The sequence below is a fragment of the Streptomyces sp. NPDC001889 genome (assembly GCF_053594535.1).
The window spans coordinates 1-13,062 of sequence record NZ_JBSFER010000010.1; the positions used below are offsets into that span (position 1 = coordinate 1).

14 protein-coding genes are annotated in these 13,062 nt (G+C 69.5%); 10 read left to right on the forward strand and 4 right to left on the reverse strand.

The window, feature by feature from the left end:
* The first annotated feature begins 123 nt into the window (after nucleotides 1-123).
* From ACWCRA_RS12850 to ACWCRA_RS12895, 10 genes are all read left to right on the forward strand, one after another.
* Nucleotides 124-1,119 carry a DUF932 domain-containing protein gene (locus ACWCRA_RS12850; RefSeq protein WP_451067439.1) on the forward strand — a complete coding sequence of 332 codons (996 nt, stop codon included), beginning with the start codon at nucleotides 124-126 and terminating at the stop codon, nucleotides 1,117-1,119.
* 161 nt (nucleotides 1,120-1,280) lie between these two features.
* Nucleotides 1,281-1,811, forward strand: a complete 531-nt coding sequence (locus tag ACWCRA_RS12855) for a hypothetical protein (protein WP_451067440.1) — start codon at nucleotides 1,281-1,283, stop codon at nucleotides 1,809-1,811.
* A gap of 91 nt (nucleotides 1,812-1,902) precedes the next feature.
* Nucleotides 1,903-2,550 (forward strand): bifunctional DNA primase/polymerase, encoded by a 648-nt coding sequence (locus ACWCRA_RS12860; protein WP_451067441.1) that lies wholly within the window; start codon nucleotides 1,903-1,905, stop codon nucleotides 2,548-2,550.
* Between the two features lie 23 nt (nucleotides 2,551-2,573).
* On the forward strand, nucleotides 2,574-2,780 hold the full coding sequence (locus ACWCRA_RS12865) for a hypothetical protein (RefSeq protein ID WP_451067442.1): 207 nt from the start codon (nucleotides 2,574-2,576) through the stop codon (nucleotides 2,778-2,780).
* A gap of 37 nt (nucleotides 2,781-2,817) precedes the next feature.
* Nucleotides 2,818-4,809 carry a hypothetical protein gene (locus ACWCRA_RS12870; protein WP_451067443.1) on the forward strand — a complete coding sequence of 664 codons (1,992 nt, stop codon included), beginning with the start codon at nucleotides 2,818-2,820 and terminating at the stop codon, nucleotides 4,807-4,809.
* Nucleotides 4,810-5,761: 952 nt separating this feature from the next.
* Entirely contained in the window at nucleotides 5,762-5,995 is a 234-nt protein-coding gene (locus tag ACWCRA_RS12875) for a hypothetical protein (protein ID WP_451067444.1), read from the forward strand.
* Between the two features lie 114 nt (nucleotides 5,996-6,109).
* Nucleotides 6,110-6,985: a hypothetical protein gene (locus ACWCRA_RS12880; protein WP_451067445.1), complete on the forward strand. Its 876-nt coding sequence runs from the start codon at nucleotides 6,110-6,112 to the stop codon at nucleotides 6,983-6,985.
* Nucleotides 6,986-7,047: 62 nt separating this feature from the next.
* Nucleotides 7,048-7,491, forward strand: coding sequence for a hypothetical protein (locus ACWCRA_RS12885; RefSeq protein ID WP_451067446.1), 444 nt, complete (start codon nucleotides 7,048-7,050; stop codon nucleotides 7,489-7,491).
* Between the two features lie 362 nt (nucleotides 7,492-7,853).
* Nucleotides 7,854-9,143 (forward strand): hypothetical protein, encoded by a 1,290-nt coding sequence (locus tag ACWCRA_RS12890; RefSeq protein WP_451067447.1) that lies wholly within the window; start codon nucleotides 7,854-7,856, stop codon nucleotides 9,141-9,143.
* 17 nt (nucleotides 9,144-9,160) lie between these two features.
* Nucleotides 9,161-9,979, forward strand: a complete 819-nt coding sequence (locus ACWCRA_RS12895) for a hypothetical protein (RefSeq protein ID WP_451067448.1) — start codon at nucleotides 9,161-9,163, stop codon at nucleotides 9,977-9,979.
* Nucleotides 9,980-10,018: 39 nt separating this feature from the next.
* Here ACWCRA_RS12895 and ACWCRA_RS12900 read toward each other — a convergent pair whose 3' ends face one another.
* The 4 genes from ACWCRA_RS12900 to ACWCRA_RS12915 all read right to left on the reverse strand — a co-directional run bounded on the left by ACWCRA_RS12900 (nucleotide 10,019) and on the right by ACWCRA_RS12915 (nucleotide 12,889).
* Nucleotides 10,019-10,300, reverse strand: coding sequence for a hypothetical protein (locus ACWCRA_RS12900; RefSeq protein ID WP_451067449.1), 282 nt, complete (start codon nucleotides 10,298-10,300; stop codon nucleotides 10,019-10,021).
* Nucleotides 10,297-10,941, reverse strand: a complete 645-nt coding sequence (locus ACWCRA_RS12905; protein ID WP_451067450.1) for a hypothetical protein — start codon at nucleotides 10,939-10,941, stop codon at nucleotides 10,297-10,299. The genes ACWCRA_RS12900 and ACWCRA_RS12905 overlap by 4 nt, the downstream gene beginning before the upstream one ends.
* A 459-nt stretch (nucleotides 10,942-11,400) precedes the next feature.
* The gene (locus tag ACWCRA_RS12910; protein ID WP_451067451.1) at nucleotides 11,401-12,099 is read right to left on the reverse strand and encodes a nuclease-related domain-containing protein; all 699 of its coding nucleotides are present in this window, start codon (nucleotides 12,097-12,099) and stop codon (nucleotides 11,401-11,403) included.
* Nucleotides 12,100-12,418: 319 nt separating this feature from the next.
* The gene (locus ACWCRA_RS12915) at nucleotides 12,419-12,889 is read right to left on the reverse strand and encodes a hypothetical protein (RefSeq protein ID WP_451067452.1); all 471 of its coding nucleotides are present in this window, start codon (nucleotides 12,887-12,889) and stop codon (nucleotides 12,419-12,421) included.
* Nucleotides 12,890-13,062 lie beyond the last annotated feature (173 nt).

Here is a 13,062-nt window from a genome sequence, read left to right on the forward strand (position 1 = left end):
AACGGACCCCGCACACAAAAATGATTCTTAAGACTTGCATCGCCGGACCGCGCACATGTATAGTCTTAAGAGTCAGCACGACGGAGGCGGAAACGGCCGCCGCATCAGAACCTGGGAGATCACTTGCACGCGCTTGAGACCCACGCCGACGGCACCGCCTCCTTCGTCTCCGCCCGCGAGGACGCCTGGCACCGCCTTGGCACCGTCACCCGGAACGCGCTCACGGCAGAAGAGGCTCTGGACCTCGCCTTCCTGTCCGGGTGGAACGTCCGGAAGGTCGGGGGCGTCCACGCGTACGAGATCACCGAGGACGGTGTCACTCGCATCGAGTCGGATGAGTTCTTCAATGTCCGCACCCATCCGAAGACCGGTCTGCCCGAGCGCCTCGGCACCGTGGGCAGCAAGTACGTGCCCGTCGCAAACGAAGAACACTGCGAATTGCTCAACCTGCTCATGGACGAGACGGGCGTCCCGATCGAGACCGCTGGAAGCCTGTACGGCGGGCGGCGGGTGTTCGTGACCATGAGGATGCCTCGCGCAATCACCATCGCCGGTGTGGACACCATGGACCTGTATCTCGCAGGCTTCAACAGCCACGACGGCAGCGGCGGCTTCCGCTTCAACGTCTCCCCGACGCGGGTGGTGTGCGCCAACACCCAGCACATGGCCATCAAGAACGCCGTCTCCCACTACTCCGTGCGCCACACCTCCGGCGCTAAGGCCAAGATCGCCGAAGCACGGCAGGCCCTGGGCATGGTGTGGGAGTACAGCGCCGCGTTCGAGCACGAGGCCGAGAAGATGATCAACGAGACGTTGAGTCTCGGAGCCTTCGAGAAGGTCTGCGAGTCCATCTGGGGTCCGATGGAGCCCAACCCGAGCGTGCGCACCCGGAGCAACCACACCCGGCGCATGAACACCCTCCGGAACCTCTTCGAGAACGCCGACACTCAGGCGAACATTCGGGGCACCCGCTGGGCCGGTAAGCAGGCCATCGACGAGTACCTGGATCACTACGCCCCGGCCAAGGACGAGAGCGTCCGCGCGCACCGGGTGCTGACCTCCAGCGACGTGACCAAGAAGAAGCAGCGCGCATACGAGCTGCTGGCTCTGGCCTCCTGAACCGCCGCCCGGAGCTTCTCCTCGCTCCGGGCGGCCCGCCCGGCCGGTCCTGCGTGGTAGGCGGACCGGCCGGGCCCCACCTCTGACATCTGCGACAGCCCGATAGCCGGGCTGCACTGCCCGGCCCTGTAGGCCAGGCCGAACAAGGAAGGCACCACCCCATGACCGCAACGCACGTCAACGGAATCGCCGTCGTCGTGGACCAGCCCGCCGAGTCCCCCATCAGCCGCCCCGGCGTGAACGTCGTCTTCGAGAAGATCCGCCATCTGCTGCTCGCCGACGGCGCCGAAATGTACGGTTGCAGCCTCTGCGACTACACCTCCGAGAACAAGCTCTCCATCCGGCCCCACCTCAAGGTGCACAAGCCGAGGACCCCGGATGCGCCGAAGCCGAAGAAGAAGGCACAGGTGGTCATCCCCTCCCCGGCCACCGTGCCCGCGAACGGTACGCGCCGCGTCGGAGGTGATCTGGCGTCCCTCAGTCTCGGCCAGCTGGTCGAGCAGGCCCAGCTGACCGACCAGATGCGTCACCAGAGGGATGTCGCCCGCGCCGAGGCTGAGGCCGCACGTCGGGAGACCGATGACTGGAAGGAGCGGGCGGCCGACTACCGCAGTCGGTGCGAGGGCTGGAAGGGGCGTGCGGAGAAGGCGGAGGCGACGATGCGGAACCTCCGGGAGTTCCTCCAGCCGTAGCCCTCTGGCCTGCCAACACCGTCATGCCGCCGCTTGCCCAGCATCCGCAAGTGGCGGCAGTCCGCCCCCGATTGCGGAGGATTCGCATCTGATGACCGTCCACGAGGAGCGCCTGGGGCTGCAGGCGGCGGCCCTGGAGGCGGCCGAGCGGGGCTGGCGGGTGTTCCCTCTGCGTCCCGGGGGCACCGCGCCGGCCATCCGGGACTGGCAGGCGCGCGCGAGCACCGACCGCTCGCGGATCGAGCGCTGCTGGAGAGAGGGGTCTTTCAACGTCGGGATCGCGTTGTGTGTCTCCGGGCTCGCGGTGCTTGAGCTCACTGCCGCCGAGCCGGGAGAACTTCCTTCCCTGCCCTACCGGTTGCCCGGCGTTGTCGACGGTGCCGATGTTCTGGCCCTGCGCGCGGAGCGGGAAGGCGCGAGTTTTCCGACGGAGACGTTCGCCGTCCGCGCCCCGTCGGGCGGGCTGATGCTGTATTTCGAGCACCCGGACGGGGCATGCCCGCCGTGCCTTCCGGGGCCGGATGGCCCTCTGGGGTGGCATGTGGCCCTGCGGGCTGCGGACGCGTACGTTCCGGCGGCCGGCAGCGTGACGGAGCTGGGGTTCCACCGACTCGTCCACGGGGCACAGCCAGCCCCTCTGCCGGAATGGATGGCCCTCCCCCTGAAGGTCGCCGAGTCGTCGCCCACCAACCACTCTACGCCTCTTAAGACTTGCCCATTCGCGCCATTGAATGTATAATCTTAAGAGACATAAGGGAAGGGGTGACCTACACCATCGCGCTCGCCGCACCCGCGAGCGGACCGCTCTGGCACTACGAGTTCCGGGCCTCTGATGACGGCGTCAAGCGGGACATGGAGCTCGTTCATACAGCCTGTGGCGAACTCTTGTGCGATGCCGAGCACGGCGACAGCCTGCATGTGCTGCTGGGGATGGCAGAGGAGCACGCGGTCGTATGCCCTCACTCGTAGGCACCACCGCGCAAAGACCGGAACGAAGAGGAGGCTCGTGAACACCGTCTCAGCGAGAGGCACGCCGAACGGGAAGAAGGCCCGAGCGGTCTGTCGGCACTGCGCGCGGCCCATCTGCTCGGAGAAGAGGCTCTGGTGGTCGTCAGACGGCGACTTCCTGTGCGCGGACGGACAGCGTCAGCACGCCCCTCCGTACCGACAGCGCCACCATCCCGATCAGATCCCGCCCGGCGAGCCGGCCCACGCCGCCGGCTTCTACATGCGGTCCGCCAACGGCGGCACCGCGGAGCGCATTCCCGCGCGGCGGGCGCTCTTCGAGATCGAACAGGCGCATGACGACGGCGTCCTGGTCGAGGAACTCCCCGGCGGAAGCCGCGTACTCTCCTACCGCGACGTCCGGGGTCTCATCGAGCTGCGGCCGGCCACGGCCGAGGAGTCGGCCGAAGCCAGCATCCCCGAAACCGAGTTCTACGCACCGGGCAGCGACGTCATCGTGCGGCCGGTGCACTGGGACCCGCAGGCCCGTGCTCACCGCGTTCAGCCGGAGTTCCGCGGCACCGTGGCCTACGGTCTGAACAGCGGCCGGTACCGGGTGCGCAAGAAGCAGTCTTCTGAGGACGGGGTCTACTCCCTGGGCGAGCTCCGTCCCGCCGGACGGACCCGGCGGCCGGTCGAACCTCTTCCGGCTCACGGACACGCCGTGTGGAAGACGGGCGCCCGCGTCGCCGCTCCCGGCGCGTCGCCTTCCGCCAAGGTCGGGCTGTACGAGTGCCTCGACTGCCGGCAACGGGCTCACCATGACGGGTTCGCCAGCCTTCGGTGTACTGCGGAGGTCGAGCAGAAGCGCTCGATGCGCCTCGCCGGAGAGCTGGTGCACCCTGCCTTCGCCCGCTGGTCCCACCTGATCACCACTTCGGCGGGAACGGACGAAGCCGTCTTCGACCATGGGTCGACCGTGCACAAGGTGGCCGCCGAGCTGCGAGCGGGCGCGTCCCATGTGTGGGAGGAACAGGGCCTGAGCCTGTCCCGTGCAGGGTGCACCACGGTGGTCACGCCGTACCGCAGCTCCGAGGAGCGGGCGGCGGAAGCCGCGGCCCGGTCAGCCGAGCGAGCCCGATGGGCGGCTGTCCTGGCGGCCACGGAAAGCGTCCTCTTCGAGGATGTGGCCGTTGGGGACGTACTGGTGCGCGGCTGTCACGACGGCCGGCGCGCTGAGGTGCTCGGACCGGCCGAGGACTGCACCGACCGGTTCGGGCGCGCCATGCGCCGCCTGTGGTGCCGGGCCATGGACGGATCCGACCGGGAGGGCTGGGTGGAGTACGGGCCCAACGGCCATACACTGCGCCAGCTCCGGACTCCTCCCGGCGATGGGTCTGCGGCTCGGAGCGACGAGCCCGGCGATCCGGCGGACGGTCTCCATCTGGCCATGGACGGCATCACGCGTGCCGAGGATCAGGACACGGTCGTCCGCCTTGTCCGGCGTGCCGCAGCCCTGTTCGCGGTACTGGACCAGAGCGCGTCCGTTCCCGAAGTATCCGATTCTTTCCGCACGGTGATGCACGCCGTCGCCGGCATCACGGACCCGGCCGCCCTGGCCCCCCTGGGCCAGCGGGCAGCACAGTTGTGGTGCGGGGCGCAGAACCCGCACGACGACGCGGCGGGGGTCGTGGCCGTCGGCTGCCTCCCGGAGCACGCGGACCATCCGGCGGTTCGCACCGCTCTCGCGAGTGCCCGCCGGGCCGGAACTCCTCTCGCTGTAGTGCGCAATGGCCACGGGCACGAAGCCGCAGGGCTCTTCGTGAGCCCCAACGCGCCCGGGTCCGTTGAATGCACTTGGTTCATCGACGGGCACGAGACCGAGCGCGGGCAGCATCATTCCCGGATCCGTCGCTTGCGCCCGGCCCGCAACTCCGCGCTCGCAGAGGTTCGCAGGACTCTGACCGCCGCCGGCTGGAGCGTGTACGACAAGGCCAGCGCGAACACCCGCTCGCCCCGGCTCCTGAGCCTGTTGGCGAGCAGCCCCCGGTGACGTTGTGACCGACCCCCACCGCGAAGAACGCCGGGCCTCGCTCCTGTCCACGACGCGGCTCAGGGAGGGCCGGCCGACGCCCTCCGCAGATAACCACGTTCCGGGCACAACGGGCGCAGACAGCGACCGGGGCCCGACGGCCCCGGCCCCCGGCACCGTCGTACGCGCACCGGCGACCGGGGAGTTGCACGTCCTGGACTCCGGGGTGCGCCCCCCGGTGCGGCTCACCGCCGGGGTGCTGCTGCTGTGCGGTGGCGGTGAACGCCCCGGGCCCGCTGTGCGCCCGTTCGCGGGACCGTGGGACGAGCGCCGGGCGTGCCGAACCTGTCTGGCCGTGGCGAGAGGTGAGCCGCCTCGGGTTCCGGCCGTAGCGGAGGCTCTGCCCGACTGCGAGCCGGTGCCGCCGGTCGGGCCGCCGGCATCCCGGCTGCCCCGGCTGCCCCGGGAGCACCGCGGCAGGCCCCTCCGGTGGGACCCCTGGGAAGGTCAGCCGTGGATGTCCCATGTGCCGCAGGAGTGCGCGCACTGTGGCGACCGGGGTCCCGGTCAGTGGGCCACAGGGCGGAGCGAGGAGCCGCCTGCGCGATACCTGGCGACCCGGTGCACCGCTTGCGGCGATCTGGCCGCCTTCGCCTACCGCGCTGGCGGCACCCCGGTGCTGATCCTCGTGCAACGCGGCCGCTGACCGCCAGCGTCCGCACCCCGCTATGCCTGCGCCGCGTACAAGGCGCTCGGCCTCCGTGCTCTCCTTCGGGGCTCGCCCTCGCCCGGCGCGCGGGTCGCTTCCACATTCCCAGATCGCGCCGCGCCTTCGCCTGGCCAGGTCGGCGCGGCGAAGAGCTTATCCCCTTTTTGACCCTTAAGACTTGCACTCCCATTGATCGACAGGTATAGTTTTAAGAGTCAACAGGACGGCGGCGTGCCCGCCCCGCACACCGCAAGGAGCACCGCCATGGAGATCACCCTCGACCTCAAGGCCACGTCGACCGACGGCCGGTACCGGATCTCCACCGTGGGCATGGGCGCGCCCATGCCGTGCGGACGAAGGTTCGAAACGATGGTCTTCGACACCGAGATCGACGACGAGGTCGATTCCCGCCGGTACACCACCCCTGAAGAGGCCACGAGAGGGCACGACGCGACCGTCCTTGAGGTGAACCTCATCGAGGAGGCACTGCGCCCCTGACCCGGGCCGGCGGATGCCCTCGCACCGCCCCCGGTTCCGCCGAGGACATCCCCGCTTCGGCCGTCCCGCCTGACCAACCTTTCCCTTTCCCTTCGCACCCACGAAAGAGCGCTCATGACGGACTTCGACCGGTACGCCGTCCGGCACACCGACGGCCGCTGGCTCTACCACCTGCCGAACTGCACCACACTCGGCAGTGCGCCCCGAACCGGGATCTACGCTGACGGCCAGCCGATGACCCGAGTGGGGGGCGAGCGGAGCCCCTGGTGGTCGAGCGCCCATCAGGCCGAGCGGATCACGGTCGTCTGCCGGCCGTACCCGAAGGCCGTCCGCTACGTGCTGAGTGAGCCGTCCGTCCGCTCCGAGCGCTACCCGGACGTGCTCAGCGCGGAGGAATGGGACGAGCTCCGCTCCGACGACACGTACTCCCGGTTCTACGATGCGATCACCGAGGAGCAGCCCGATCAGGAAGTCGTCTACGAAGGCCCCTTCAGGGTCCTGCACGGTGATGAGCCGCCTTCCCCCGATGCCCCGGGCTGGGTCGCGCGCCTTCCGCACTCGCTCACCGAACACCCCGAGTACCTGCACTGCTTCCCCGGCCACATCCCCGGCCTCCAGGCCCACCTGACGTCCCTGATCAAGCCCATGCGGCACGTCGACTACTGCTTCAGCGGGCGGGACGGAAAGCCCGACGGGCTCTACGTCACCATCCAGGTGCCCTTCCAGCAGCCCGTCTCCCGCTGGCGGCCCAACCTCGGACGGAACGGGCGCGAACTCAAGTCCGGCCAGCAGGTCCCCGTCCTGGTGCGCCAGGAGATCCACCTCCCCGTCGCCGACCGCGTGGCCGGCCCCGACTACGCAACCGCGCTCTCCCAGCGGGAAGAGCAGATCAGGTTCTGGACCGGTGTCGTCCGCGACGCCGCCGTAAGGGCGTGCAACCACTGCGAGGGCACCGGCTACCTCCTGGACGCTCCCGACGCCGCGCAGTAGTCCTGCCCAGCCGCCGCTCGGCACAACTCGAACCACCTTCCGAACGGAGACAGGCCCTCCTCATGACGCCCATCACTGCCGTCGGCCCGGCCCGCACCGCCGTCGAACGCGCACTGGCAGCAGGCGGACACGATGTCGGCGAGCTCCTGGTCCGCCGTCCCGCGGCCGACGCCGATCACCTCGTCGTCTGCTTCAACCCTTACAGCTCCGACAACTGGAGCGAGGAGGAGGCGCACCACGCGGCATACGCGGCGACCTTGCGGAATGCGGGCTGGGCCGGGGCACTCGACCTCGGGCGTCTGGTGCTCGTTCCGAGTGTCCCCGTGACCGAAACCGGCGGGTCCTACACCGTGACGTGGCAGACCACGGTCACCGATGCCCCCGGCGTCGACGAGGCAGCGGCACAGGCACGCGAGCAGCAGCTCGACCCGGAGATCACCGAGGCGTACTGGACCGTGACCGACCCGCTGGGCCGCGCCCACACGGTTGCCACCTTCGACTCCTGACCCTCCAACATTCCAGGGGAGGCGCAAGCATCACCACTACGTCTCTTATGACTTGCAGGCGTGAAAACTCTTCTGTATAGTCCTAAGAGACATCATGGTGAAGTGCCCACGTGGAATCGCCTGCCGCAGCCTCGACGGCTTCGGGATCATCCCCGTCAACGTCGACGGCAGCGACGGCCACCTCACTCCATGGCCAAGAGTTCGGCGCTCCTCCGGCGCGACGCCTCCAGTCCTCGGCTCCCCGTTCTCACACCGGCCCCGCCGACCGGACTGCCGGCGTCCGGAGTTCCCGGCCCCGCGTCCGCTCAGCCGGCAGCTCTCCCTCTCTCCCTCTACCACCCCGCCCGCCTTCAAGGAGCACCATGCACTCCCGCCCGGCCACGACCCGCGCCGACCTCGCCCTGCCCGGCATCGGGACGCTCGCCGTGCGCGTGACGAGGCTGGAGCACGGCCGTGTCAGGTACACGGTCCGGGGTCCGCACATCCGCGGGACGCTCGTCGTCGTCCCCGAGGCCGTTTCCGGCGGAACGGTGCTCCCGAGCACAGTGGCCGTGCAGTACGGCGACGGGACCGACTCGATCGGCTCGCACTACGATGATCACCGGCCGGACGAGCCGGTGATCTTCAACGTCCGGCTGCACGGCTGGAGCGGCGGCATCGACCCCGACGCACCGCCGTCCGGCTGGTTCCTCGGCACGTATGCGAGCAGTCTGCGGGACAACGGAGTCCACCGCGGGCTGAGCAGTGGAGTACGGCGACGGACCGAAACGGTGTTGCTCGCCATCCTTCGGCACTGGAGTTCTCTCACGAACCGGCACGACCTGCTGGCAGCCGCGGCGGGCCCCACCGCGGCGGAGTTCGCGGACCGCGAGGCCGAACTCGCCCTGCACTGTGAGACCGAGTCCGCTGCCCTGGAGACCGAACGCGCCCAGGTCCGGCGCCGCCTCAACGTCCTCACCGGGATCATCCGGCGGCGCCCCCTACCGGTCCTGCCGCCCGACCCTGCACCGGTGAAGGTCCCTCTCCTCGACAGCGACGGCCACCCGTTGGGCGTGCTGTCGGTACGGGAGATCGCGGTCAGCGAGGGCATGCCCGGCACGGTTGTCTACGAGGCGGCGGGCCCCCGAACTCTCGGCCGCTTCACCGTCGGCCGGAACCGTTTCCGCCCGGAGCCGATGCCGGAGGGCATCCGCGTCACGTACGGGCACGTCCGCTCACGGTCCCCCTACTCCGACAAGCACGAGCACGAACCGGCCATCAACGGTGTGCGCATCGGCGGCATCTGGGACTGCTCTCACGCGGCGAGGATCACCGCCACGACTCCGGCGCGGCTGCCCACCACGGCCCGCACCGGAGTCAGGGCCCGCATGTCGGCGTCCGAGCCGACCGAACGACGGGCCTCCGCGGTGCTGCGCGCCCTCGCCCTGCGCTATCTCGCCCGGTCGGACACGCAGGCGTTGCGCCTGGCCGCCGCGCAGGAGGACGCCCCGCGCCGGCGGAACGAGACCCGCGAAGAACTGCGGGAACTGCGTGCTCGCCACCACGAGGTACGAGCTCGCGCCGTCCGTCACCGGGAGCGGGAACGCCAGTACCGCCATCTCGCCGCCGGAACGGCGGCCCCGTCCGGCGGACAGCACACACCCACGAACTGAGCACCAGGAGGACAGCCTTGGAGATATCCGCCGAGGTACAGACGCTGCACGACCACTTCGACGCCCTCGGCCGCGCCCTTGCCGCGGCGTTCGACAGCAAGGGGGTCGAGGGAGAGGGATGGACCCATCGAGCTGCTTTTGCCCACTACGGTGCGCTCGACCTTCTGCACCCCTGCGGAATGGGAATCTGGCTCCGCCATGAGGGCAGGACCAGGAAGGGCGCCGCGGGTCGGCGCCTGACCGTCGGCGGAAGCTACCCGGCCGGCTACGGGGGCTGGCGCGCTCAGCAGATCACGGTCGCCATGGACCGGGATCCGATCTCGATGGCTCAGGACATCCGTCGGCGGCTCTTCCCCGACTACCTCACGACGTGGAGAGCCGCCCTGGAGGAGCACCGCAAGGACGAGGAGAACCGGCGGGCCCGCGTCACGCTGAACCGACGTCTCGAACAGACCCTGCCCGGCTTCTCACCGGCCGGCGGACCGTCTCGGGTGGAGCCGGACCGTACGCGCTCGTACTGGTCCGGGCGCCGCTACAACACGGGTGTGCACCCGGCTCTCGCCGCCGGCCACGCCACGCTGAGCACCGACGCCGGCACCGTGAGCCTCAGGCTCGACTATGTGCCCGCCGAACTGGCGGTGCGGATTCTCGGCATGCTCAATCCGGATCCCGCGGTCGAGGGCACCATCGTTCCCCGGGCGGTCGCCCCAGCGGTGCCCGCTCTGCCCCCCGCCGATCGGGTCATCCGCGGCGAGGTCGTCGACAGCCCTGGGACGATCGGCTCCGCTGGAGCTCGCGGCACGGGCCTTCCGCCGACGTCCCCCACCGTCTGCTGATGCCTATGCCCCGGTCACCGGGCCTGTCCGCTTCCCGCGTCACACGAAGGCGGGAAGGGAAACCACCGGCAGGGCCCGGTAGAGCGCCGTTGCCGCCGTACGCAGGGCCCCCGACTCGACAGTGTTCGGGGAGCCGACCGCACGAGGTGTCGAAGGCAGATGGGGGACGGTGGCCAGAATCGGTGAGTTCAGAACCGCCATCTCGGCATACACCGCGTCCCGGAAACCGTCCGGAACCCTGTGCTGTGTCGCGCGGCCGAGAATGAGGAGGAGTCCGAGAAAGGGAGCCTGACAGAACTGATCGCGGGCGTTCAGGCTCATCCGGTAGCGCTCGTTGAGCAAAGCGGCTGACTGGGCGGGTGTGTAGGAGTGTTCCCGCTGGACCCTGACCCCGTTCTCCAGAGCCCACCGGCCGGTGTGCAGGGGAACCTCGTCCTCGAAACGATCGCGGCGCAGGCGTCGACGAGGAACGCGTCCAGACCCCAGTGCTCCCGGATCACGATGATGTGGTCGAACTGACGGCGCAGTTGCTCCACGGCTTCGCTGAGTGCTTGGCCCGCGCGGTCCCGGCTGAAGTCGTCCCTCACGGTCATGGTGGCCAGCAGTCCGGTACCCGGCAGCGCTACGCGCTCCCATTCAGCAGGCGGGCGTTCTTCTGACTGCCGGGAACGGGTCAGCCGCGGGGGCGCGAAGATGTTCAGTGGGCTGGCCTCGTCCACGATGACGACCCGCAGGCCGCCGAGCGCCCACACGGCGGCCAGTTCGAGGGCGATTGCCCGAGGGTCGCTGGGCACACCGCTGCTGATCAGTCCGATGGCTTGGACGGGCGCGCTCCGCAGGGTACCGGTCGCCCTGCTGTTCGCCGCGAGGACGGCTCGGTGCGCCGCACGGTAGCGCTGTCCGGTGCCGTCCATCCGGGCGCGGACCCTCTTGATGTGCTTGCTCGATCGGGCCTTGGACATGGCGGTCCTCTCCCTAGGGATCCACGCTCCGTCAAGAGAAGGCTGCGGTGCAGACGAGTTCGGTGATCGGGCACGGGCACATGCCGGAACCTCGGTTCACGGGGGCGCCTTGATCGCTCCGCAGCGGCGTGGACGCGGCAGGAGAGATGAATCGGCAGTACGTGTCTAGCCAGCAGCAGACCGTACACGGGACGTGTGGGGAACGTCTTCATGTCACCCGATGGTGGGCATGGCGGCAGTGCGTCCTGGTCCGCTGCCTCTGTACGCCGGCCTCCGATCCCGTCGTTCTTCGGACCAGCTGGGCATCCTTGCCGGCGCGTCGGGGGTGTTCGGCACGCAGGGTTGGCGGGCCGTGGTGCCCCGGTGCGGGGGTTCGGGGCCACCGAGGCGGGCCGCGAGTGCGAACGGGTGGGGTGTGCGACGGATGCGGACGTCGAGTTCCGCGTGCTCCGGTCCGGGTCAGGCCGCAGCGGCCGGCCTGAGGCGGAGGTCGGCGATCTGGGCGGTCTCCCGGACCATGGCCCGGTCCCAGCCCGGTGCCGAGGGCAGGGACCGCAAGTACCGGCGCAGCTTGGTGGCCTGGATGAGCGTGACGTTGTCGAGCTGGATCCGGCCGCCGGGAACCTTCGCGCCGTGGACGGCGACCACGGCGTGCACGGGCCAGCCCAGTGCCTTGGCTGCCTGGTCGGCTTCCCACCGGACCGTCGCGAGGGCCCGCGTCTGGGAGAACCGGCCGTACCAGAGCTCGCCGCGGTGGTCGATGCGCACGCGCGACTTCGTCGAGGTCCAGTTCTTCGTATCTACATAGATCACGCCCGTCCGGCCTATGACCAGGCTGTCCAAGTTTGCTCGGGAGCCCGGTATGGCGCGGTCGTGGAGTACGACGTACGAGCGGAGCCAGGTGAGCGGGGCGAGGAGCCGGGCAGTGCGGCGCTCGCCGGCCGCGCCGGTCGCCCAGGAGCTGCCCCGGGTCCGGTAGGTACGGCGCAAGGCCGCGATCAGGATCGTGGTCGCGGCGATGGTTCCCGCCGTCCACGAACCGGTGACACCGGCAGCCACGTAGCCGACGGCGGCCGCGAGCACCGCGGCCGGGGGGATGATCCAGCGTGCTGTCCGGTGCTGCCGGGCGCGTTCGGCGGCGCGGAGCCGGATGGCCATCTCCTGCGCGCTCGCTCCTGCGCGGTTTCGGCGCCTGTTTGCCCTGCTCATGCGAGTAACCCTTCTTCCCGTGCTGTTCGGACCATAGGTCTGATGGCCTGTGGACAGATTTCGGTGCGCCGCTCACCTGGGGGTGTCGCGACGACCTCCGCCGGGCACGGGTCACGGCGCTCGGTCCTCGGCGTCGGTGGTCCATCCGGCATGAGTGCGCGTGGCCAGCAGCGGGGGGTGCGAGTTGGGGGCGATCCCCGGCCTCGGGGCGTATCCGCCGAGGCCGGGTTCTCAACGGTGGCGGAGCATCCCGGTCAGGGGTGCTGTGTCAGCAGCCCTTTCCGGAGGGGGTGATTTCCACGAGGTCGCCCTCGGGCGTCGCGAGGGTCTTGTCATAGGTGTCGGGGGTGACCCGGAACCAGACGTCGTCCCTGTTCCGATCGCCGTTCACGTCGTCGAGTTCGACGCACCAGCGTTCCGGGCGGACGGTCCGCTTGTAGGTCTCGGTGCCCTGCTCAACCGTCGTACAGCTCTTTGACTGTTCGGTGGTGTACCAGGTTCGCGTCGTCCGGCGCTTGCCGCTGCCGCTGCTGGACGTGTGCTTGACGCGCTTGGGCACGGTCGTGCACGTAGTGACCATGTGCGGGCGGGTGGCGTTTTCGGTCTTCTTGGCGACGTGGCGCACATCGTCGCGCAGGCCCTTCACGGATTCCGTGGCCGCGGAGGGGTCCTCGCGGTCCGTTTCCGTACCGCAGGCGCTCGTTCCGGCGGTGAGTGCCACCAGGAATGCGGTCGTCATCAGATGTTTCCTGACCATCTACCCTCATCATCCGCGCGGTGCCTGCCAAGGCAAGGCTCCGCTTCCGCGTTCCGGCTTGGTCGAGGAGACCGGCCGAAGCGAACTTCTTGACTCTTAAAACTATACATTTAGATCGAGGGTCAACGCAAGCCTTAAGAGGCGCGCCTGTTCGT